Genomic DNA, 20,941 nt, shown 5'->3' with positions numbered 1-20,941 from the left:
GGTCAGGCGGCCGTCACGTACGTGGCGCTGTAGTACCCGTAGTCCTCGTCGCGGTGCGGCGCCACGCCGGTCACCACGAGCGCGAGGTCCTTGTCCGGGACGCGCTCGACCGTCGCCTTGCCGGCCGACGCCTGGTTCCGGGTCGTCTGGTCGGCGCGGACGCAGACCAGGACCGCGTCGGCCGTCGGGATGACGAGCAGCGCGTCGGCGACGGAGAGCACCGGCGCGGTGTCGATGACGACCGTGTCGTAGACGCTGCCGATCTCCTCCAGGAACTCGGCGAAGCGCGGGGAGCCGAGGAGCTCGGTCGGGCTGGACGTCGGCGAGCCGGCGGGGACGACCACGAGCTGCGGGGCGGCGCCGTCGTCACCGGTGACGGCGCTCTGGGCGAGCTCGACCGTGCGGAGGACGTCGGCGGGGGTCGCGCGGCCGGCGAGGTAGTCGCTGAGGCCCGGGCTCGCCTCGACGCCGAGGCGCTCGGCGAGGCACGGGCGGCGCAGGTCGCACTCGACGAGGATCGTCAGGCGCCCCGAGGTCGCGCTCGCGAGCGCGAGCCCGGCGGCGACGGTCGACTTGCCCTCCTGCGGCAGGGCGCTCGTCACGAGCACGCTGCGCGGCCGGTGGTCGGCGTTCATCAGCTCGACGTTCGTGCGCAGGCTGCGGAAGGCCTCGGTCTCCTGGCCCTCGGAGTCCTTGACGAACGGCAGGACGCCGAACGCGGACTTGCGGATGATGCCCACGACCGGGAGGTCGAGGTGCTCGCGGATGTCCGAGACGTCGCGCAGACGGCGGTCGAGGGAGTCCCGCCCGAAGGCCAGGACGAGGCCGAGCAGCAGGCCGACGAATGCGCCGAGGACGGTGTCGCGGATCGGCTTCGGCGAGGCCGGGGAGTCGGCCACGGTGGCCGTGTTCGCGAGCTTCACCGGGGTCGCGGAGACCGCCAGCGTGTTGATCGACGCGAGGCGGTCGCTGTAGCCGTTGGACGCGGCGAGGATGCCGGTGATGTCGTCCTTCGCGATGCCCTTGAGCCGCTCGTCGAGCTGGCGCTGCAGGGTGATCGCGATCCGCTTGAAGCGGCTGCGCTCGGCGCGGACCTGGACGCTGACGACGCGGTTGGCGACCTCGTTGGCGAGGGCGGCGGAGAACTGCGCGTTGTCCGTGGTCGCCGTCACGTCGACGAGGTTGCTCGTCGCGTCGATGTCGGCCTTCAGCCGGGAGCGGAGGTCGTCGAGCGAGAGGCCCGTCCGCAGCCGGTCCTTGACCTGCTGGAGGACCTCGTCGCTGAGGACCGCCGTGGCGCCCTTGGCCGCGAGCTCGGCGGCCGTGGAGACCTGCTGGGCGGCGACGCCGGCGACGGCGTTGCTCTGGCTGGTCTCCTGGAAGGACAGCTGGGCGACGCTCTCGTACTTGGACTCGCGCGTGAACGAGTAGGCGGCGGTGGCGCCGGCGCAGACGATCGTGACGATGATGATGAGGAGCCGATGCTCCCGCAGCATCCGGAGGTAGGGAGTGATCCCGCCGCCTTGTTGACTGCTCATGCGTGGGTCTCGGACCCGGCGGTCCACGTCTGGCTGGTCGTTCTCGGCACTTCCGGTGGCCCCATCCTGTGCGTTTCCGGGAGGAAACAGTGGTCGACGCGGCCGGACCATAGCAGTCGAAACGGTGTCAACCGAGCAGTGCGTGGCATGATGCGCGGCGTGGCTTTTCCTGCCCACAGGCGCGCGGCATTCCTCGCCGCGATCGCGCTCGCCGCGGGCTTGACGACCGGGTGCGGAAGCGATAAGCCCGCCGATCCCGGCCCTGCCCCGAAGGCCTCGGTGGAGCTCCCCGACGGCGCGTACGCCGGCAAGCCGCCGAAGGGACTCGTCATGTTCGTCCACGGCGGCGCCTGGAAGGGCCGGAACCCGACGGAGGTCGCCGCGTTCCAGAAGGTCGCCGCCCCGCTGTGGCGCGGCCAGGGCTACGCGGTCCTGATCCCCGAGTACCGCGCCGGCGCGCGCGGCGTGGACGACGTCGTCGCGGCCTACGACGCTGCCCAGCGCGAGCTCGGCACCCCGACCCCGACCTGCGGGGTCGGCCAGTCCGCCGGCGGCCACCTGCTGCTCGAGCTCGCGATCCGCCGCCCGAAGCTCCGGTGCGTCGTGTCGCTGGCCGGCCCGACCGATCTCACCGTGCTGGACGACAGCCGCGCGCTGCGGACGCTCAAGCGCTTCGCGGTCGACGCCTTCGGGTCCGACGACCTGAAGCGCCTCAGCCCGGCGCTGCAGGCCGACCGCATCAAGGCCAAGGTCTTCCAGGTCGTCGCCGCGACGGACCCGATCGTGCCGCCGAGCCAGGCCGAGCTGCTCGAGAAGGCGCTCCCGGGCACCCGCACCGTCGTCCTCCCCGGCGGCCCGACCGCCGGCCAGCCCTTCATCCACTCCACCGTGGACCCCGCCGCGCTCCAGGCGTCGCAGCAGGCGTGGTCCTCCTTCGTCATCACCAACCTCGCGAGCTCCGGACGATGACCCTGATCCTCACCCCGAAAGACACCGACGAGGCCGCCGCCGAGCGCGCGGAGGTCGCCGCCGGGCGGCTGCCCGAGCGCTACGGCACCGCATGGCAGCGTCCGTTCCTCGACCGCGTCGCGGCCGGCCTGAAACCAGGGGCCCGCGTCCTCGACGTCGGCTCCGGCGCCCGGCCGACCGTCCCCGCCGACCAGCGCCCCGAGGGCTGCCACTGGGTCGGCCTGGACGTCTCCGAGCACGAGCTCGAGCGCGCCGAGGACGGCGACTACGACGAGCGGGTGGTCGGCGACATCTCCTCGCCCCTCCCCCAGCTCGCGCAGTCGTTCGACCTCGTGATCAGCTGGCAGGTCCTCGAGCACGTCCCGTCGATGGCCGCGGCGCTCGCCACGCAGCACCGCTCGCTGGTTCCGGGCGGCCGGATGGTCGCGATGCTGTCGGGTGCGTGGGGCTTCTACGCGCTCGCCGCCCGCGTCGTCCCGTACCGGATCAGCTCGAAGGCCCAGGAGCGGCTCCTCGGGTTCCCGGCCGAGGACAAGTTCCCGACGAAGTACGACGGCTGCACCGACCGCGGCCTGCGCAAGCGCCTCGAGGCCGGGGGCTGGAGCTCCTGGGACATCGTCCCCCTGTACAAGGCCGGGGGCTACCTGCGCTTCAACCGGCCGCTGCAGCGCTCGTACCTCGCGTACGAGAACTGGGCGCACCGCCGGCAGAAGCCGAACCTCGCCACGCACTATGTGATCGACGCGGTGGCCTGAACGTGGCCCGCGCCGACGGCGGTCCCGGCTTCTGGGCCCTCGTCCGATCCGACTACGAGCAGCTCTACGCGTACAAGAACGAGCCGGTCGAGCGCCGGCGGCTCCTGATGGTGCCGCGGATGATCACGAACGCCTGCTTCCACGCGACGTTCCTGATCCGCCTGATCACGCTGGCCCCGCGCCCGACGGCGTTCGTCTGGCGCCGGCTGCTCCTCTCCTGGCACGCGATCGACTGGGCGCCCGACACGATCATCGGGCCCGGCCTGGAGCTCCCGCACCCGTTCTCGATCGCGATCGGCCCGGGCACGTCGTTCGGGGCGGGCGTCGTCCTGCACCACGGCGTCACGATCGGGCCGACCCGCAAGCGCTGGTACCCCGACCAGGGCCTGGAGGAGTGGCTCCGCGTCGGCGACGGCGTGATCTTCTTCCCGCACGCGATGGCGCTCGGCCCGATCACGATCGGGGACCGTGCCACGATCGGCGCCAAGCAGCTCCTGCTGGAGGACGTGCCCGCCGACGGCAGCGCGATCGCCGGCAAGGTCCGGCCCCCGCGGCCGTCGACCGCCGACTGAGCAGACGGACACGGGTCGCCCGCCGGAGCGCGGGCGGCCCCGACCGGCGCACCGACCGCCCGACGGTCGCGCCGCGGCCCGCCGTCAGGCCCGGCGGCGCCGGACGGCGCCGATCAGCGCTCCGACCACGCGCACGTCCACGGCGTAGAGCCGGAGCGGCCCCACGCCGAGCGCCCGGGACGTCCGGACGGTGAGCAGCACCCCGCTCGCGGTCCTCCCGGCCAGCGACGCGCACGCCGCGCCCGTCAGGCCGAACAGCGGCAGCAGGACGGCGAGGGAGATCGCGGTGCCGCCGAGCGCGATCACCTCGGCCACGCCGGCGTCGAGCGGGCGGTCGACGGCCTTCAGGACCGCCTCGAGCGCCCGTGCGGTGCTCGCGACCACGGCGCCCGCGAGCAGGATCCGGGCCGCGGTCTCGGCCTCGCGGAACGGCTCGCCGAAGACGAGCGCGATCAGCGGACCGGCGAAGACGAACAGGGGCAGGGCCACGGCCGCGCTGAGCAGGAACGTCGCGGAGATGTAGGTCCGCGCGCTCGCCGAGCGTTGCGGCCCCGCGGGGAGCTTCGCGATCGTCGGCAGCGCGACCGGCGCCACCGACAGGCCGATCATCGCGACGACGAGGCTGACGGTCACCGCGGTGGTGTAGAGGCCGAGGAGCTTCGACGCGAGGAAGACGGAGATCAGGAGCTGGTCGAGCGACCCGTTGAGCAGCACCGAGACGTTGCTCGTGTGGCTCTTCAGACCGAACCGGACGACCTCGCGGTTCAGGCGCCGACTCGCCCGCAGGCGCGGGCGCTCCGTCGCCAGCAGCACCGCCACGATCGCGGCGAGCGTGACCGCGTTCGCGGCGATGTAGCCGAGCACCGCGTTCTGGATCGTGAGGCCCCAGACCACGTCGATCGTGATCAGGACCGTGGCCGTCGAGACCGTCACGAGGCCGCGCAGCAGCTGGTAGGCCACGAGGCGCTGGCGCCCGTTGATGATCCCGAGCAGGAACGTGCCCAGCAGGTTGATCGGGACGAACGTGACCACGAGCAGCTGCGCCGCGTGGACGGTCGACGCGTCGTAGCGGTGCAGGACGAGCGGCTCGATCAGCAGGCCGATGCCCGCGAGGACCGCGGCGAGGCCCAGGGCCAGCGCGACGGCCGTCCCGATCAGCGTGCCGACCCGGGCGCTCGCCCGCGCGGCGTGGAAGGTCAGCGCGTCCGCGATGCCGAGGCTGCCCACGATCGCCAGCAGCGACGGCCACAGCAGGACGGCGGTCAGGCCACCGCGGTCGGCCGGGCCCAGCGTGCGGGCGAGGATGACGCCGGTGGCGAGGTTCCCGACCTGGACCCCGACGGTCACGCCGAGGCTGACGAAGAGGGCCCACTTGACGGCGCGACCGGCGCGCGGGACGGCCGGTGGGCCGACGGTGGGGACCGGTGCGACCTCCTCGACGTCCTGCGCCGTGCTCATCGGACCCCGGCGAGCTCGTCCTGCCTCGCCGGGCGCATGCGGTCCCTCGTGGCGATCCACCGCGACGGGACGTCGCGGCTGACGAGCGCGAGCGAGCCGACGATCGCGTCGTCGCCGACGGTGATCGGCCCGAAGACGCCGGCGTTGGCGAAGACCGTGACGCCGTCGCCGATGTGGAGGACGCCCATCTCGCCGCCGACCCGCCAGTTGGTGGTGACCGGGCTGACGGTGACGCCCTGCATGAGCGTGACCCCGGCGCCGATCGACGTGTTGACGCCGACGACGATCCCGGTCGGGTGGGTCATCTGGAGCCCGGGACCGATCACGGTCTGCCGGCCGACGTCGCAGCCGTGCAGCGCCAGCAGCAACCGCCGCCAGAGCCACGTCGTGGCCCCCGGGGCCTTCTGCACCAGGCGGATCAGCAGCGTCGCGTGCAGCGACGAGTTCGTCAGCAGCCGCGGGAGGAAGAGGAGCCGCCGGCGCTCGGCGGGCTCTTCCTTGTAGTGGTAGTGGGCCTCGTAGTCGGCCCAGACGAGCTCGCGGAAGCCGTACGGGTCCGGCGGGAGGTGGCCGGAGCGCACGAGCTCGGCGACCGGGCGGCCGCCGACCGTGCTGGACTCCCGCGCCCGCTCGAGCTCGTCCCCCGCGGTGCCGGGCGCTCCGCTCACGCGGCGAGCTCCTCGGGGCGCGCCGTCGTCCGGGGCCCGAAGACGAGGTCGGTCTGGAGCGTCCGGCCCTCGGCGTCGTTCGACGGCGCGCCCATGCTGGTCAGCACGAACCCGTGGTCGTCGAGGAAGCGGATGATGTCCGACGCGAGCGCCTGCCCGCCGTAGAGCTCGGCGAACGAGACCTCGACGAGGATCGCGTCGAACTGGTCCAGCACGCCGACGGCGCCGCGCAGGGCCCCGAGCTCGGCGCCCTGGACGTCGATCTTCAGGAGCGCCGGCCGGGCGATCGGCGCGTCCAGCACGGCGTCGATCCGGACGATCCGCACCGGGACGGACTCGACGGCGACCGAGTCGGGGAACGTCTCGATGTGGGTGTCCGTGACGGGCAGCAGCGACGAGCAGTCGTCGGAGCGGCTGATGTGGAACTCGGCGGTGCCCTCCTCGTCGCTCACCGCGGCGTCGACGACGCGGAGGCGGGCGTGACCGCCGAGCGCCTGCTGCAGCAGACCCCGGGGCTCCGGGAGCGGCTCGAAGCAGACGAGCTGCGCGTCCGGCCACCGGTGCGAGGCCATCACCGCGAACTGGCCGCGGTTGGCGCCGACGTCGACGACGGTCGCGAGGTCGTCCGGCAGCGGCGCGCGGTCGTGCTCGACCGTCGCGGCCACGCCGAAGCGCAGCGCGCGCCGGTACTCGGGCACGCGCACGAGGCGCGTGAGCTTGATGGCTTGACGCCACCGACGTTGGAGGGCCATGGACGCCATGCCCCGGAGTGTAGGTCGTCGGCGGGCGGAGACCTCGTCGTAGACCACGCCGATCTCCGCGCCGTAGGCCGCGTAGGAGAACCGCTCGCGGGCGCCACGGCGCGCGGCGTCGCCCATCGGGCCCAGGCGCTCCGGGTGGGCGGCCAGGTCGTCCAGGGCGCGCGCGAGGGCCGCGGGGTCGTCGCGGGGGACGACGACGCCGGCCCCGTACTCGGTCACGACGTCGGCGACGCCCACGTGGTCGCTGACGACGACGGGGACCCCGGCGACCATCGCCTCCGCGGCGGACATCCCGAAGCACTCGAAGTCCGAGGGCATCGCGAGGACGTCGATCCCGTCGAAGAACGCGTCGCGCCCGGATCCCGGGACGAAGCCGTGGAGCGCGATCCGGCCGGCGTCCGGGGACGCCGCGACCTCCTCCCCGAGGGTGCGGAAGCGCTCGGGCGGCTGGTCCCCGCCGACGTCGAGGCGGACGCCGGTGCCGGTCCGCCCGACGGCGTCGATGAGCATCTCCAGGCGCTTCTTCGGGTGCAGGCGGCCGAGGAACCCGACGGTGAGCTCCCCGGCGGCCGGCGTCGGCCGACGGCGGTCGTGCGGCGGCCCGCCCGCGTCGATCGGGTGCGAGACGACGTGGCTGACGTGGTCGTCGAGGTCGGAGTGCTCGGCCTCCAGGCGCGAGGAGACGACGATCTCGTCGACGCCGCGCAGGAGCAGCCGGCGCATCGCGAGCTTCTGCTGCGCGCGGCGGGGCGACCGCGACTGCGCGATCTCGAACCGCGTGAGCGACTCGTGCGGGGTCATGATCACCGGGCGCCCCCACAGGCGCCCGGCGACGGCGGCGACGATGCCGCCGAAGGTCCACACGAAGTCGACGTGGATGACGTCGAAGCGCCGGGCGTTCCAGAGCATCCAGACGGCGAGCCGCGGGCTGATGCCCCAGCGCAGCGCGATGCCGGAGGCGATCCGCGGGCGGTCGAAGGCGACGTAGCCGATCCCCTCGGCGCGCAGCCCGGCCACCGACTCGGGATCCGGCTGGCCTGGTCGGCGCGTGCAGGCGACGACGGCGTGGGCGGTCCCGGCGCGGGCCTCGGCGAGGGCGGCGTTGACCAGGTGGTACGACGGGCCGCCGACCTCCGGATCGATCGACGGGATGACGCGCAGGACGCGCGGGACGCTGGACGACGGCGGCAACGAGGACTCCGTGGAGAGGGACGGCCCGCGCTCGGGCCCACGGAAACCTAGCGGTCGGCGCCGCCCGCGAACAGGCGTCGCGGCGCCCGGGACCTGCCGCGCGGCGGGCTATCGTGCCGGGCAATGTCGCACCAGCGCGAACCAGCCCCGCCCGGCAACGTCGTCGTCACGAATCCCGGGTCGCTCCGGTGGAAGCGGACGATGGCCGAGGCCCTCGAGGGCGCCGGGCTCCTGCGCGCCTACGTCACAACCCTCGCCTCGACGCCGGCGCTCGAGGACCGCGTCGCGCGGGTCCTCCCCTCCGGGCTCGGCGAGAAGGCGCGCCGGTACCTGCGGCTGCGGAACGTCCCGGAGGGCGTCCGGCCCGAGCACGTCGAGCGGGTGGCGCAGCCGAGCACGTTCGTCGAGGCCGCGGTGCTGCGGGCGAGCCCCAGCCCGGCGATCCACGCCCGCGTCGCCGACCGCACGGCGCGCTGGTTCGACCGGGCGGCCGCCAAGGCGCTGCGCCCTGGCGACCGCGTCGTCGTCCTGCCGGCCGGCGCGGCGCTCGCCGGGATCCGCGCGGCCCGCCGGATCGGCGCCGTCTCCGTCCTCGACTACACGACGGCCCACCACACGACGACGCTGGAGCTCACCCGCGAGGAGCACCGCCTGCGCCCCGACTACGCGGCGACGCTCCCGCTGGCGTACTTCGACGAGCGCCGGCACGCACGGATGGACGTCGAGATCGCCGAGGCCGACCGGATCCTCGTGCTGTCGAGCTACGCGCGCGACACGTTCGTCGAGCGCGGCGTGTCCGCGGAGAAGCTCGAGATCACCCCGCTCGGCGTCGACCTCGAGATGTTCTCCCCGGGCGAGCCGGCGCCGGAGGACCCCGATCGCCCGTTCCGCGTGCTGTTCGCCGGCCAGATCTCCCAGTACAAGGGCATCTCCTACCTGGTGGAGGCGTTCGAGCAGGCGGGGATCCCGAACAGCGAGCTCGTCTTCCTCGGTCGCCCGATCGGCCCGACGGACGCCTGGCTGTCCCGGCCGAACGTCCGGCTGCTGCCGCCGGTCCCGATCTACGAGATGCCCGACATCTACCGCTCGGCCGACGTCTACGTCCTGCCCTCGCTGTTCGAGGGCTTCCCGCAGACGGCGATCATGGCGATGGCCTGCGGGCTGCCGTCGATCATGTCCGCCCACACGTTCGGGAGCGACGTCCTGCGCGACGGCGAGGACGGCTTCGTCGTGCCGATCCGCGACCCGGGCGCGATCGCGGAGCGGCTGCTGGAGCTGCACGCCGACCCGGAGCGCCGGCGCGCGATGGGCCGGGCGGCCCGGACGCGCGCGGAGGACTTCTCGTGGGCGCGCTACGGCGAGCGGATCGTCGAGGTCTCGCGGCGCCTCGGCGCCTGAGCCCGAGCTCGGCCGGTGGGTCGGCCCGCCGGAGGACGTCCGGCGGCCGGTGCGTCCCGCGCCGCGGTCAGGCCGGCGGCGCGGTCAGGCCGGCGGCGCGGTCACCGTCTCGGCGGCCACGCCGTGGTTCGGCAGGCCCTCCGGCACGTGCGACGAGTACCAGTCCCACGTGAGCGACAGTCCGCGCACGAGCGACGTCGTGGCCTTCCAGCCCGCGACCCGCTCGAGCTCGCCGCAGTCGAGCATGGTCACCGGGACGTCGACCGCGCGGGACGGCAGGCGGTTGACCGGGAAGTCCTCCCCGGTGATCGCGCGGAGCAGGTTCTCGACCTCGCTCAGCGCCGTCGCGATCCCGGAGCCCACGTTGTAGCTGCCCCGGGCGTCCGTCCCCGCGACCGCGAGCATCGCCTGCGCGGCGTCGCGGGCGAACACGAAGTCGCGCTTGAGCGCGCCCTCCCCCATCAGCGTGATCGGCTCGCCGTTGGCGATCGCGCGGCACCAGGCCGCCACGACGCCCTGGCCGCCGCGGACGTACTGGCCGGGCCCGTAGACGTTGGAGAACCGCAGGACCGTCGGCTCGAGCCCGTACTGGCGGGCGAAGAAGAGCGCGTACTCCTCGGAGACGACCTGGTTGACGCCGTGCAGCGAGATCGGCTCGCGGACGTGGATCTCGGGTGTCGGGAGGATCTGGACCTTCCCGTAGACCGTGCCGCCGGAGGACGCCATGACGATCCGGCGCGTCGAGGTGCGGCGCATCGCGTCCAGCACCGTGAGCGTCGGGACGAGCGAGCCCAGGACGGAGGCCGTCGAGTCGTCCTCGGCCGACGCCGGGGTGCTCGAGCCGGCGACCAGCAGGACGACGTCGGCGGCGTCGATCAGGGCGCTGAGGTCCTCGCCGGCGGGGAGCTCTCCCGTGACGAGCTCGATCGACGGGTGGATCGCCCGCTGTTCGAGGAGCCACGTGCTGAAGGAGCGGCTGAAGACCGTCACCGGGTGGCCGAGGCGGGCGAGCTCGACCGCCGCGTGGGCGCCGACGAGGCCGCCGCCGACGATCAGGAACCGGCTGCCGGGCGCGAGCCCGCCGGTGGCGTTCGCGGAGGGCACCGGGCCGAGACCTCGTGGTCCGCTGCCGGGCGCGGCTTCAGGTGTGGACACCCCTCGAGAGTAGATCCGTGCCCGCCCCCTCGCAACGTCTGGCGAGCCGGGTGCACGACCCTGTGACGGGCCTCTCGGATCAGGCCAGGAGTGCCGGCCGCGCGAACCCGCTCGCGCCAGGCACCAGCGGCCCCGCGTCGACCCCGAACCACTGCTCGAGGATCCCGCAGTAGACGCTGCGGAAGTCGAGGGTGGAGCGCAGGTTGTCGGTCGCGTCGAGCGTCGCGAGGCCGGGGAACTCGCCGAGCAGGCCGGGCTTCACCGACGTGCCGATGACGAACCCGACGCCGGCGGCGCCGTGATCGGTGCCGGTCTCGTTCTGCTTCGGGCGACGGCCGAACTCGCTCCACACGAGGACGACGACGCGGTCGGCGACGCCCCGGGCCTCCAGGTCGCGCTGGAAGGCGAGGATCCCGTCGCAGGTCTGCTTCAGCAGGCCCGGCAGCGCCGTGGCCTGGTTGTCGTGCGTGTCGTACCCGCCCGGGGCGTCGACCGTGACGCACCGCAGCGGCAGGTCGTCGTCGATCATCTTCGCGAGCCCGGCGAGCCGCCGGCCGTAGTCCCCGGCCGGGTACGCCGACGTCGACGGCGCGGCGCCGTCCAGGCCACCGAGCTGCCGGCGGACCTGCTCCGCCTGCCCCTGGGCCACGCGCGCGGTGCGCAGCTGCGGGTCGGGGGTCGGCAGCGCGCCGAGGTCGGCGAGCGCGTCGTAGAACGGCGGCAACGCGTCGCCCCACATGCCCGGGGTCCAGAGCCCGAGGGCGAACGGGTCGGCGACCGCGGCGACCGGCACCGTGGCCGGGGCCAGCGTCGGCGAGAGGCTGCCGGAGAGGCTGAGGCCCTGCAGCGGGTTGCCGTCGGCGCCGTGCCGGTCGAGGTAGCGCCCGAGCCAGCCGTAGGCCGAGCTGAACCCGACGTCCCCGGTCTCCCAGAAGTGCCGCGAGGTGAAGTGCGACTGGTCCGCGCCCGTGTACCCGATGGCCGGGGCCGCCGCGATCTTGCGCTCGGCGTCCAGCGTGGCGAGGCCGGCGGCGGCCGGGGCCCACGTCAGGCCGGGGTCGACGCTGTGCCTCGTGCCCGTCGTGACCTTCAGGGTCGGGCGCAGGGTCGCGTACCGCGGGTCGCCGGTGGGCGCCAGGACGCTCATCCCGTCGATCCCGCCGGGCATGTAGATCGAGACGAGAACACGGGTCTGCGGGGTCGAGGCCGCCTCGGCGACGCCCTCCTGCAGCGCGTCGACGCCGAGCTTCGACGCCCCGTAGACGCTGAGCGCCATGCCCGCGCCGCGGAGCAGCACGCCGCGGCGCGTGAGGCCGGTGCCGGCGGGCGTCGGCATCCCGGGCTCGATCGCGGGCAGCCCGTCGCCCGCGCGGGCAGCGCCCATCCGGAGCGCTTCGCTGCGGGTGAAGGCGGAGCAGGACGTGGTCGTGGGCGTGGTCATGAGGTCTGGGCGTCGGAGGAGCTGCCGACGAGCAGGCGGAGGCCGTTCTGCCGGAGCGCGAAGCCGGGCTTCTTGTAGAGCAGCGCGGTCGGCGTGAGCCCGGCCTCCTTCGCGTGGAGGACCAGCGCCCGCCGTGCGTCGGCGGAGACCGGCGGGTTGCCCCAGAACGCGAGGGCGCGGTCGACGGCCTGGTCCGGGGTCTCGGTGATCGACTGCACGACGTCCGTGGCCCACGGGACGAGGGTCATCGGGTCGACGGCGACCGCGACCGCCGTGTACCGGCCGCGCCAGGTGGCGGAGTTCATCCACCGGGTGTCGTCCCAGCCGGAGACGTTCGGCGGCGAGAACAGGACCTGGCCGCAGAGGTCGAGGATCCAGGCCCAGTGGTCGACGTCGATCGTCCGGTTCAGCGCGCGCAGCAGACCCGCGACGAAGACCGCGGGCGGCTTGACCATCGCCTGGCCGTGGTGGAGGTCGGGGTGCGAGAGGATCGCCCGGACGACCGGCTTCACCTGACGGTCGTTCGCGAGGTAGACGCGGACGAGCTCGGCGAGCGTCGCGGCGTCCGGGGCCGTCGGCACGAACGACGACCACAGCTTCGCGGCGAGGAACGACGGGTGCTGCTCGTGCTCGACGAGCAGGCGGCACGCGTCCTTCCAGTCGAACGTGCCGGTCCTCCCGAAGATCGTCTTGCTCGCGCGGTCGGCCTGCGCGGCGGTCCACGTGGGCGTGAACGTGCCGTCGGCGTTCGTCGTGAAGTTCAGGCCCGTGAAGGCGCGGGAGATCTCGCGGACGTCCTGCTCGGTGTACGCCCCGCGACCGGCGCCGAGCGTGAAGAGCTCCATGACCTCGCGGCCGTAGTTCTCGTTGACATGGCCCTTGCGGTTGTCCCAGCCGTCGAGGTAGACGAGCATCGCCGGGTCCTGCGTGATCTTCTGCAGCAGGTCCGGGAACGATCCGAGCGCGCCGGCCCGCATCGTCGCGTTCTGGGCGAGCATCCCGGCGGTGTTGCCGACCTTCGCGTTCGAGGTCGCGAACCAGTCGTGCCAGATCAGCGTCATCCGCTCGACCAGCGGCTGGTTGGAGCGGACCATGCGGTCGAGCCACCAGAGCTGGTCGTGGCCCCACGTCGTCGTCGGTTTCAGCGCGCCGCCGTTCTGGTCGCGCGGCGCCGCGCCGGTGAGGGCCACCCCCGGCGGGTCGACGAGCTCGTCGATCGCGCCGTCGAGCCCCAGCGCGAGGATGCGGTCCACGTCGCCCGGCCGTGGCCCGAACCCGGCCCGCCAGAGCAGGCGCGTGGCCTGCACGCGGCCGAACGTGACGGGCCCCCACGGGGTGCTGGTGGGCGTCGGGGTGGACGGCGGCGGCGTCGGCACCGTCGGGACGTCGGCACCGACCGGCACCGACGGGGCGGTGACCGGCTGGGCGGTGCTGGGCGCCGCGGGACCGGGGACCGCGGGGGCGGGCAGGATGACGGACGGGGCCGTCGGCGCCGGCCGCGGCGTGATCGCCGGGTCGGCGGGGCGCGCCGGGGTCCGTGGCTTCTTCGTGGTGCACGCCTTGACGGACGTCCCCTTCTTGCGCGCCTTCCGCTTGCAGGCGGCGACGCGACGGCGCTCCTTCGCGAGCGCCAGGGCCGCGCGACGCCTGCGGGCGCGCTCGGCTCGGACTCGGGACGCGGTGGAGGCCATGCGTCCGAGGGTCCTGCGTCAGGTCGCCCCGCCCCAGCGTCCTGGACGAACGGCGCCCGCCCGGATGGCCGGACGGCGGATGCCCGCGCCGTCACCTGGGTGACGACGCGGGCGGGGTGCTCAGCTGCCGAAGTCGAACCGGTCGACGCCGCCGCCGACGACGCCGAGGTTCACGTAGTCGACGCTGCCTTCGAACCCGGACCACGGCGGACCGGCGCTGTTCTGCCCGGACTCCGTGTAGACGGCCTGGATCTTGGCGTTGGGGTTCGCGTCGATGATCGACTGGAGCGAGACGAACGTGTCGCGGTTGGTGGCGCCCTGGATGCCGCGCGTGCTCCACCACTTGCTGGGAGTCGTGGAGTCCAGCGTGTTGGTGGTGTCCGACGTCACGGTACCCACGGTGTAGTACGGCTCGAACACGAGCGTCGTGCTGTTGTTCGGGAACACGGCGTTCCGGCAGCCACCGGGCAGCGCGTCGACGGTGCACGGCGACGCGTCGGTGATGTCGAGCTTCAGCGTCGGCGTGACGGTGTTCGAGGCACGCGTCTTGACCGACCACTTGAAGAGCAGCGCACGGAGGTCCTTGAGCGCCGTCCCCGCAGCGAACGGAAGGGTGGCACGCGCGAAGCCGCCGCCGGGCGCATTGACGACCGTCGTGAATCCGTCCGGCGTAATCGACCCGGTGGCGTTGTTCCCGCCGCTGCCCGCGACGTTGTTCAGCACGACGCCGGCGTCGCCGGAGCCGCGGACGCGGCTGGTGACGGAGCCGTCGGCGTTCGCGCCGGCGTTGCCGGTGTCGCCCTTGTCGCCCTTCGCGCCCGTGTCGCCCTTGGCACCGGTGTCGCCCTTGGCCCCGCCGGGACCCGTCGCGCCGGTGGCCCCGGTCGCGCCTGCCGCACCGGCCTGGGCCTTGTCCTCGACGAGCTTGCGCGTGGCCGGGGAGAGGTCGGCGAGCGTGATCGAGCCGTTGCGGACCTGCTTGCCCGTCAGCGTGCTGGTCTTCACGTTCCTCGCGGAGATCGTGCCGGACCTGATGTCGCTGCCGGAGATCAGCGTCTTGGCCGTCGCGGCGCTCCCGCCGACGAGCACGGAGACGCCGGCCGCCAAGCCGACGACCTGGAGGGTCTTCTTCTGCATGTGTGTGTTCCTGGACCGTGTTGCACCGCGCCTCGAGGGCGACGCGGGTGCGGGAATGCCGAGGTCCGGGGACGACGCCGACCGGAGGCCCCCGCGCTTGGATGCGAGGTCCTCCCCTCTGGTGAACGCCGGCGTTCTGAGGACACCGGCCGCGGCAGACTACATCTTTCGGTGACTTTCCGTGACAAAAGGAGTGCAATGTGTTCACTTCGCGCGGCGAGCGCCGGCACGCCACGTTCCCCGGGCCCGCCGGAGACCGCCGATCCGGCGAGGGCGCGACCGAGGACGGCAGCGCACGGTCCCCCGCCCGCGCCGCCCCGGGCGCCGCCGATACCGATCGGACACCCGTCTGATCTGCGCCCATGGGTCCCGGATGACGTACCGTTGCCCGGTGCTGCGTCGCCGTGTCCTCGCGCTCCTCCCCGTCGCCCTGGTGCTCCTCGCGGGCGCGGTCGCCAGCCCGGCGTCGGCGTCGTCGCCGACCGCACCCCTGACCGCCGTCCAGAACGCCGACGGCTCGCAGTCCCTGGAGTGGAAGCTGCAGGGCACCAGCGACTCGATCAACATCCTCCCCCACCTGCGCTGCGGGGCGGACCCGACGGCCGGCGGCGTGTTCGCGGGCTCGTCGATCCCGTGCATCTGGATCGTCGACCACAAGGCGCCGTTCTCCGAGGCCCCCGCGGGGTGCACGCCCACGGGCAACGACTACGCGTCGTGGCGCTGCGACATGCGGCTCTACCGCGACATCACGGTCGACGCGGCGGAGTCCGGCGAGTCCTCGCTGGTGATGTTCAACACGAAGCCCGACGGCGGCAGCGGCATCTGCGCCTGGATCCCTCTCGCGGTGCGGCTGCACGGCGGCACGGGGACGATCCAGGCCGCCGACGGCTGCCGGCAGCGGATCGTCTGCGACGCCTCGTACGACGGCAAGGTCAACGCCGACGCGCTCGACGTCGTCACCGGCTGCAGGAGCACGAACCGCACGTCGTCGGTGACGGCCCCGGTCGGCACGGGCAGCACGGCGGAGGGCTCGGGCGACTCCGGTTCGAGCGGGACGGGCGGCTCGGGGCTCGACCTGTCCAAGTGCACGGGCGCCCAGAGCGGCAAGAAGGGCAACAGCCCGCTCTACAGCATCTTCATCAAGGCGCGCGGCAAGCGCGGCATGGTCGTCTACGTCGCGATGCGGCGGGCGGTGCCGATCACGCTCGAGGTCCGCGAGAAGACCCGCACGGGCTCCCGCGTGGTCCGCACCAAGCTGCGCTGCGCCCGGGCGGGGACGAACATCATCACGATCCCGAACGCCACTGGCGGCGGGCGCTCGCGACGCAACTACGGCGTGATCGTCCGCTCGGACAACAGCACCTACCCGCTGCGGTCGAGCTACGAGGCGCTGCCGCGGCGCTGAGCCGATCAGGTGCCGAGCGTCGCCTGCTTGGTGTGCTCGAGCATCCAGAGCTTGTCGGCCGGGCGCTCGTTCGCCGTCGAGATGTTGATGACGTTCAGGCTCTCCCCCTCGCGCACCGTCGCGATGAACGTCAGATCCTCCAGATCGCCCTCGGCGAAGTTCTGGTCGAGCGCGTCCATCAGGGCGGCGGCGATCTTCCCGACGTCAGCGGTGTCCATCGACGGAGGGTAGCCATGGGCGGGCGGGGGCCCGGCCGCCCCAGCCGATCCTCCGCCCTCGACCATCGGGCTATCGCCGTGAGCCATGGCACGGGGCGGGGCGACCCGGCCCGTATAGTTCGCGGCGATTCGCCCCCGCCCAGGTCCAGGATCACCCGCATGGCGCACCCAGACGAGCAGACCATCGATGCGCCGACGCCGGCCCGGTCCGGAGAGCACCTGAGCTGCCTGACCCTCGTGTGCCTGCTCAACGAGGAGGACTACCTGCCGCGCTTCCTCGCCTCGATGGCGCGGCAGACGCGCTTCCCCGAGCGCCTCGTGCTCGTCGACGACGGCTCGACGGACCGGTCGGTGGAGCTGTGCGAGGCGTGGGCCGCCGACAAGCCATGGGTGCGGACCGTGCAGCGGCCGCGTCGTCCGCCGTCGAAGGACCGCCTCGCCACCGCCCCGGAGTTCGGGGCGTTCAAGGAGGCGCTCGAGCTCTGCGAGGGCGACGAGGACGTCGTGGTGAAGATGGACGCGGACCTCGAGCTCGCGCCGCACCACTTCGAGACCATCCTCGGCGCGATGGAGGCCGAGCCCCGCCTCGGCATCTGCGGCACCTACCTCGCGATCCACAGCCCGAGCGGCGCGGTCGAGATCGAGCCGCACCCGGTCCAGCACGTCCGGGGCCCCACGCGCTTCTACCGCCGGACCTGCTGGGACGCGATCGCCCCGATCCCGACGATCATCGGGTGGGACGGCGCGGACGAGGTCCGCGCGCGCGATCGAGGCTGGGCCACGCGGAGCCTCCCGATCGCGGACCCTCCGACGTTCCACCTGCGCCCGACCGGGTCCCACGACGGCCGCCTCCGGGCGTTCACCCGCTGGGGCGAGGTCACCTACGCGATCGGGGCGCACCCGCTCGGCGTCGTCGCCGGTGGGCTGATCCGGATGAAGCAACGGCCGCGGGTGATCGGCGGCATCGCCTACGTCATCGGGTGGTACATCGCCCGGTTCCGGAAGATCCCCCGGTTCCCGGACGACATCCGCCAGGCGTCCCGGGCCGAGAACGTCCGGCGCCTGCGGTCGGGGAGCACCGACCTCCGCGACGCCTGAGGGCGGTCCCCCGGCGCGTACCGGGACGCGGAGTCCCGGGCGGACCACCGGTGCCCGTCGGCTACAGCTGCTTGACGGTGATCTTGAACTGCCCGTAGTTGTCCTGGGCGGCCGGGTCGTACAGGCGGGCCCGGACCCTCGTCGTGAGCACGCGAGCGGTGTTGAAGCTCAGGCGGTAGGTGTTCGGCTTGCCGACGACGGCCGTGAGCGGCAGCTTCCGGAATCCCCGGCCGTCGCCGAGGTCGATCTCGAGGTTCTGGTTGCTCGTCCCCGCCGAGACGCCGTTCGAGGTGACCTGTGCGAAGCGGCCGCCGGCGTCCACGCCGACCGGGCCGTTCACGACGCCGGGCGACGGATAGCGCGGTTCGGGCAGCGGCGTGCCGATCACCGGGAACCGCGGGTTCGCCCAGTTCTGGTGTGCCCAGAGGCTGACCGCCCCGCGGACCTCGATCTGCACCGGCAGGACGATCGGCAGGAGGCTCAGGATGTTGACCTCGGCCGTCTGGGTGTACGGATCGGAGCCCTGGTTCGTGCGGTGGGCGTCGAGCGTGGCCTCCCCCTCGAACAGCGCGCCTTGGGCGGGTCCGGCGAGTGCGAGAGCGGCGACGGTGCCGACCGTGGCACCGATGGCGATGGAGCGACCTGAGTTCTTCACGAACGGCCTCCGGTAATTGGTGGATGCGTGGGTCCCATTATTGGGGGATGCGACGGACCTTACTGCGCATGCGTCCACTGTTCTTGCGCTTTTGCGCCGAATACTCCGCGGACGTCCGCAGGTCGCGCCCCCGGGTCACACCCTCCCGTCCCCCGGGGCCACCGCCCCGGCCGGGTCGTTCCCGCGTCAGCGGTAGGCGCCGGGAACGGGGGCGCCGGAGCGGGCGTCGCCGTCCCGGTCGGTCGGAAGCGTGAAGACGGACGATCCGAGGCCGCGACCGACCGCACTGCTCGTGAGTCGGTAGTTGCCTGCCGCGGCGTTCGCAAAACCGGGGTCCGTGACGCACGTCGTCCCCGCACCGTCGTTCGTCGGCGGCGGAGTCTTCGCCGCGCAGGGGACGACGTTGCCGGCGGCCACCGAGGTCGCGGCGCCCTCCCGGCGCGCGAAGGTCGACAGGACGTTGTTGACGACGACGCCGTCGGTGGCGGAGCTCGCCGCGTGCCCGGTGTAGCTCATGCCCTTGGCGAGCCAGAGCCCGCCGTCCTTCCCGCCCCAGATCGTGTTGTGCACGAACCGGACGCCGGTCGCACCGAGGCTCTGGACGGCGACGGCACCGGCGCCGGCCATCACGTTGTTCTCAACCGCGACGTCGTCGATCGGCCCCATCGCGTCCTGGATCAGGAGGAGCTGGGTCCGGGAGTCCGTGATCGTGTTCGCCGCGATCGTCACACCGGCCGAGTTGCCCGTCAGCTGGATCCCGTCGTTGTGGTACGTCTTCGCCGGATCACGGATGCCGTCGATCACGTTCCCCGTGATCGACACGTCGTCCCACTGGCCGAACTGGATCCCGTCACCCGTCAGGTCCGAGATGGTGTTGTCGCTGATCTCCAGCCCCGACGACTGGACGATCGCACCTCCCGCGCCCGCGCCGAATCCGACCTGGCAGTCGTGGATCAGGTTGTCGCTGACGACGACGTCCGTGGCGCCGTCCCGCGCCCCGACGCACGTGCCGCCGGGGTTCGTGAACTCGTTCCCGAAGAGGTGCACGTGGCCCGGAGCCACCGTCCCGGTCTGGGGGGTCCAGTAGGACCGCAGCCCGACGCCCGCCGTGAAGGTCACGCCGCTGATGTCGAGGTATCGGCCGCCGGTGATGGCGAGGCCGTCGACCGAGGCCCGGCCCGAGCCGGGGCCCACCACCGACACCCACGTCGAGCGTGCGCGCCCGTCCTTGGCCGCCGGATAGTCCCCCGGCGCCAGGACGATGGTCTCGCCGCCGGCGGCCTTGGCGAGGGCCTTCGTCAAGGTCGCGAAGGGCCGCGACTGCTCCCCCGTCCCGGTGTCCGACCCGTCCGGCGCGACGTACAGCGTCGGGCCGCCGGCAGCGACCCTCGCCGCCGCCCGCAGACCTGCGCGGCGCGGAGCCGCGCGCGGCGCAGGGGATGCATGGAGGTGGGCGTGCGCGCTCCGGACGCCCTTCACCGTCGCGGCGGTCGGCGCCCGCTTCGCGGCGGTGGTCCGGGCCCCGGCGGGGTCCGCCGCCCCTCCCAGGCCGGCGACGGCCCCGATCGCGACGAGCGCGGCGAGTCGGGACGTGTCGTTCCGGCGGGGGAGCATGGCCCGTTCATCGGTCCGCAAGGACGGACCTTCATCCGATGCGGACGAACGATGGACGAACCGGCATCCGTGGAGTAGACGGATGATGGTCAACGCGCGACGAGCGCGGAGATGTCCGCCCCCGCGCGGGCCAGCGACCCCTGCAGCGCCACGACGCGCTCCCGCAGCGCCGCGGACTGCCGCGGATGGTCGCGGACGGCATCGTCTATCCAGCCGAGCAGGAGGTCGGCGTCCAACGCATCGGTCCGCATGACGAACCCGCCGCGATCGACCGACTCCTGGAAGTCGCGACACTTCGGCCGGTACTCGAGGGCGATCGCCGGGACGTCGACGGCGGCCGCGAGGATCGCGGCGTGCAGCTTGTGCGCCACCAGCACCTCGCACCGGCTCAGGTGGCTCGCGGCCTCCCGCGGGTCGCGGGCCGGCACGACCTCGGAGCCGGGCGCGAACACGGCGGCCAGCTCCCGCATGTACTCGTCGTCCGGACCAGAGGTCGACACGAAGAGGATCCGGTGGCCGCGCCCCACGAGCGAGCGCACGACGCCACCGATCCACGCCCGGAACCCTTCGACGTCGTCGCCCCACTGCTCGTCGACCACGCCGACGTTCACGCCGACGAGCCCGCTCTCGCGCTCGCGCCGCACGATCCCCGGCAGGCTGAGCGCCGAGTCGCCGACGACCGCCGCGTCGATCCCGATCGACGCGAGGACGTCCCGGGAGCGCGGTCCGCGCACGCTGAGGTGCCCGAACCGCCCGAGCAGCGCCCGCCACGCCTCGATCTCGGCCGTGACCCCCGCCCGACGGCCGGTCTCGTACGCCGGATCCTCGACGCCGACCCCGAGGGCGAACATCGGAACCCCGCGCCATGCCGCGGTCGCGCTCTCGAAGGTCTGGCGGAAATGGCCGTTGCCGACGAGCGTCCCGCCGCCGAGGCAGACGGCGGGGCACGTGAGCCACGGCATCCCGGCGACGAGTCGCGGACCCGCGCTCAGCACGTTCGGGAGGCTCGTGAGCCGCAGTTCCGGAAGCAGGTGGCGATGCGCGAGGTACATCGCCTCGTCGCCGAGGTTCCGCTCACCGACCCACCCCACGTAGGGGGTCGCGTACCGCTGCCGCACGAGCTCCCCGTACCGCGGGAGCCGCCGGACCTGCCCGAGACGGGTGCGAAACCTGGTGGTGGCGTTCATCGACGACATGCTCCTGCGCTCCTCTGCTCC

Annotated in this window: 18 protein-coding genes; 6 read left to right on the top strand and 12 right to left on the bottom strand. The window is 73.3% G+C overall.

Annotation, left to right across the window (positions count from 1 at the left end; genetic code table 11):
* Positions 1-2: 2 nt before the first annotated feature.
* Positions 3-1,538, bottom strand: a complete 1,536-nt coding sequence (locus tag PATMI_RS0113080) for a polysaccharide biosynthesis tyrosine autokinase (RefSeq protein ID WP_169738368.1) — start codon at positions 1,536-1,538, stop codon at positions 3-5.
* 279 nt (positions 1,539-1,817) lie between these two features.
* Here PATMI_RS0113080 and PATMI_RS0113075 point away from each other — a divergent pair, with 279 nt between their 5' ends.
* Genes PATMI_RS0113075 through PATMI_RS34575 form a run of 3 tightly spaced genes read left to right on the top strand, consistent with a single transcriptional unit; the run spans position 1,818 to position 3,834 of the window.
* A complete protein-coding gene (locus tag PATMI_RS0113075) occupies positions 1,818-2,507 on the top strand; it encodes an alpha/beta hydrolase family protein (RefSeq protein ID WP_026911214.1) in 690 nt (229 codons plus the stop codon).
* Positions 2,504-3,262, top strand: a complete 759-nt coding sequence (locus PATMI_RS0113070; protein ID WP_026911213.1) for a class I SAM-dependent methyltransferase — start codon at positions 2,504-2,506, stop codon at positions 3,260-3,262. Before PATMI_RS0113075 ends, PATMI_RS0113070 begins: the two co-directional genes overlap by 4 nt.
* A 2-nt stretch (positions 3,263-3,264) precedes the next feature.
* Positions 3,265-3,834: an LbetaH domain-containing protein gene (locus PATMI_RS34575; protein WP_026911212.1), complete on the top strand. Its 570-nt coding sequence runs from the start codon at positions 3,265-3,267 to the stop codon at positions 3,832-3,834.
* Positions 3,835-3,918: 84 nt separating this feature from the next.
* Here PATMI_RS34575 and PATMI_RS0113060 read toward each other — a convergent pair whose 3' ends face one another.
* Genes PATMI_RS0113060 through PATMI_RS34565 form a run of 3 tightly spaced genes read right to left on the bottom strand, consistent with a single transcriptional unit; the run spans position 3,919 to position 7,912 of the window.
* Positions 3,919-5,292 carry an oligosaccharide flippase family protein gene (locus tag PATMI_RS0113060; RefSeq protein WP_026911211.1) on the bottom strand — a complete coding sequence of 458 codons (1,374 nt, stop codon included), beginning with the start codon at positions 5,290-5,292 and terminating at the stop codon, positions 3,919-3,921.
* Positions 5,289-5,960 carry an LbetaH domain-containing protein gene (locus PATMI_RS34570; protein ID WP_051471565.1) on the bottom strand — a complete coding sequence of 224 codons (672 nt, stop codon included), beginning with the start codon at positions 5,958-5,960 and terminating at the stop codon, positions 5,289-5,291. Before PATMI_RS34570 ends, PATMI_RS0113060 begins: the two co-directional genes overlap by 4 nt.
* The gene (locus tag PATMI_RS34565) at positions 5,957-7,912 is read right to left on the bottom strand and encodes an FkbM family methyltransferase (RefSeq protein ID WP_051471563.1); all 1,956 of its coding nucleotides are present in this window, start codon (positions 7,910-7,912) and stop codon (positions 5,957-5,959) included. Before PATMI_RS34565 ends, PATMI_RS34570 begins: the two co-directional genes overlap by 4 nt.
* Positions 7,913-8,035: 123 nt before the next feature.
* On the opposite strand from PATMI_RS34565, the gene PATMI_RS34560 reads away from it, so the two are divergent.
* The gene (locus PATMI_RS34560; protein ID WP_051471561.1) at positions 8,036-9,310 is read left to right on the top strand and encodes a glycosyltransferase family 4 protein; all 1,275 of its coding nucleotides are present in this window, start codon (positions 8,036-8,038) and stop codon (positions 9,308-9,310) included.
* Positions 9,311-9,394: 84 nt separating this feature from the next.
* On the opposite strand, the gene PATMI_RS0113040 is transcribed toward PATMI_RS34560, so the two are convergent.
* The 4 genes from PATMI_RS0113040 to PATMI_RS37940 form a co-directional block, all read right to left on the bottom strand.
* Positions 9,395-10,414 (bottom strand): NAD-dependent epimerase/dehydratase family protein, encoded by a 1,020-nt coding sequence (locus PATMI_RS0113040; protein ID WP_026911210.1) that lies wholly within the window; start codon positions 10,412-10,414, stop codon positions 9,395-9,397.
* A 130-nt stretch (positions 10,415-10,544) separates the two neighbouring features.
* Positions 10,545-11,906, bottom strand: coding sequence for a DUF1501 domain-containing protein (locus PATMI_RS0113035; protein ID WP_026911209.1), 1,362 nt, complete (start codon positions 11,904-11,906; stop codon positions 10,545-10,547).
* The gene (locus PATMI_RS34555) at positions 11,903-13,597 is read right to left on the bottom strand and encodes a DUF1800 domain-containing protein (RefSeq protein ID WP_051471560.1); all 1,695 of its coding nucleotides are present in this window, start codon (positions 13,595-13,597) and stop codon (positions 11,903-11,905) included. Before PATMI_RS34555 ends, PATMI_RS0113035 begins: the two co-directional genes overlap by 4 nt.
* Positions 13,598-13,717: 120 nt before the next feature.
* Entirely contained in the window at positions 13,718-14,734 is a 1,017-nt protein-coding gene (locus PATMI_RS37940; protein WP_026911208.1) for a hypothetical protein, read from the bottom strand.
* A gap of 391 nt (positions 14,735-15,125) precedes the next feature.
* Here PATMI_RS37940 and PATMI_RS37485 point away from each other — a divergent pair, with 391 nt between their 5' ends.
* Positions 15,126-16,139 (top strand): hypothetical protein, encoded by a 1,014-nt coding sequence (locus tag PATMI_RS37485; RefSeq protein ID WP_026911207.1) that lies wholly within the window; start codon positions 15,126-15,128, stop codon positions 16,137-16,139.
* A 5-nt stretch (positions 16,140-16,144) separates the two neighbouring features.
* Here PATMI_RS37485 and PATMI_RS37480 read toward each other — a convergent pair whose 3' ends face one another.
* A complete protein-coding gene (locus PATMI_RS37480) occupies positions 16,145-16,357 on the bottom strand; it encodes a hypothetical protein (RefSeq protein ID WP_026911206.1) in 213 nt (70 codons plus the stop codon).
* A gap of 159 nt (positions 16,358-16,516) precedes the next feature.
* Here PATMI_RS37480 and PATMI_RS37475 point away from each other — a divergent pair, with 159 nt between their 5' ends.
* Positions 16,517-17,455 carry a glycosyltransferase family 2 protein gene (locus PATMI_RS37475; protein ID WP_026911205.1) on the top strand — a complete coding sequence of 313 codons (939 nt, stop codon included), beginning with the start codon at positions 16,517-16,519 and terminating at the stop codon, positions 17,453-17,455.
* Positions 17,456-17,516: 61 nt separating this feature from the next.
* Here the strand turns inward: PATMI_RS37475 and PATMI_RS0113005 are convergent, their stop codons facing one another.
* The 3 genes from PATMI_RS0113005 to PATMI_RS29805 all read right to left on the bottom strand — a co-directional run bounded on the left by PATMI_RS0113005 (position 17,517) and on the right by PATMI_RS29805 (position 20,911).
* Complete coding sequence (locus tag PATMI_RS0113005; protein WP_026911204.1) at positions 17,517-18,110, bottom strand: hypothetical protein; 594 nt, start codon at positions 18,108-18,110, stop codon at positions 17,517-17,519.
* Positions 18,111-18,296: 186 nt separating this feature from the next.
* On the bottom strand, positions 18,297-19,724 hold the full coding sequence (locus tag PATMI_RS0113000) for a right-handed parallel beta-helix repeat-containing protein (protein WP_026911203.1): 1,428 nt from the start codon (positions 19,722-19,724) through the stop codon (positions 18,297-18,299).
* 89 nt (positions 19,725-19,813) lie between these two features.
* Complete coding sequence (locus PATMI_RS29805; RefSeq protein WP_051471557.1) at positions 19,814-20,911, bottom strand: polysaccharide pyruvyl transferase family protein; 1,098 nt, start codon at positions 20,909-20,911, stop codon at positions 19,814-19,816.
* Positions 20,912-20,941 lie beyond the last annotated feature (30 nt).

Source organism: Patulibacter minatonensis DSM 18081 (assembly GCF_000519325.1).
Taxonomy (GTDB): Bacteria; Actinomycetota; Thermoleophilia; order Solirubrobacterales; family Solirubrobacteraceae; genus Patulibacter; species Patulibacter minatonensis.
This window is presented reverse-complemented; position numbering and strand designations above follow the sequence as displayed.

What these genes read in the sequence shown, in the direction of transcription:
- PATMI_RS34560 (WP_051471561.1), top strand. Translation starts at nt 8,036, where the DNA reads ATGTCGCACCAGCGCGAACCAGCCCCGCCCGGCAACGTCGTCGTCACG.
- PATMI_RS29805 (WP_051471557.1), bottom strand. Translation starts at nt 20,911, where the DNA reads ATGAACGCCACCACCAGGTTTCGCACCCGTCTCGGGCAGGTCCGGCGG.
- PATMI_RS37940 (WP_026911208.1), bottom strand. Translation starts at nt 14,734, where the DNA reads ATGCAGAAGAAGACCCTCCAGGTCGTCGGCTTGGCGGCCGGCGTCTCC.
- PATMI_RS0113080 (WP_169738368.1), bottom strand. Translation starts at nt 1,538, where the DNA reads ATGAGCAGTCAACAAGGCGGCGGGATCACTCCCTACCTCCGGATGCTG.
- PATMI_RS0113035 (WP_026911209.1), bottom strand. Translation starts at nt 11,906, where the DNA reads ATGACCACGCCCACGACCACGTCCTGCTCCGCCTTCACCCGCAGCGAA.
- PATMI_RS37480 (WP_026911206.1), bottom strand. Translation starts at nt 16,357, where the DNA reads ATGGACACCGCTGACGTCGGGAAGATCGCCGCCGCCCTGATGGACGCG.
- PATMI_RS34555 (WP_051471560.1), bottom strand. Translation starts at nt 13,597, where the DNA reads ATGGCCTCCACCGCGTCCCGAGTCCGAGCCGAGCGCGCCCGCAGGCGT.
- PATMI_RS37475 (WP_026911205.1), top strand. Translation starts at nt 16,517, where the DNA reads ATGGCGCACCCAGACGAGCAGACCATCGATGCGCCGACGCCGGCCCGG.
- PATMI_RS0113060 (WP_026911211.1), bottom strand. Translation starts at nt 5,292, where the DNA reads ATGAGCACGGCGCAGGACGTCGAGGAGGTCGCACCGGTCCCCACCGTC.
- PATMI_RS0113070 (WP_026911213.1), top strand. Translation starts at nt 2,504, where the DNA reads ATGACCCTGATCCTCACCCCGAAAGACACCGACGAGGCCGCCGCCGAG.
- PATMI_RS0113000 (WP_026911203.1), bottom strand. Translation starts at nt 19,724, where the DNA reads ATGCTCCCCCGCCGGAACGACACGTCCCGACTCGCCGCGCTCGTCGCG.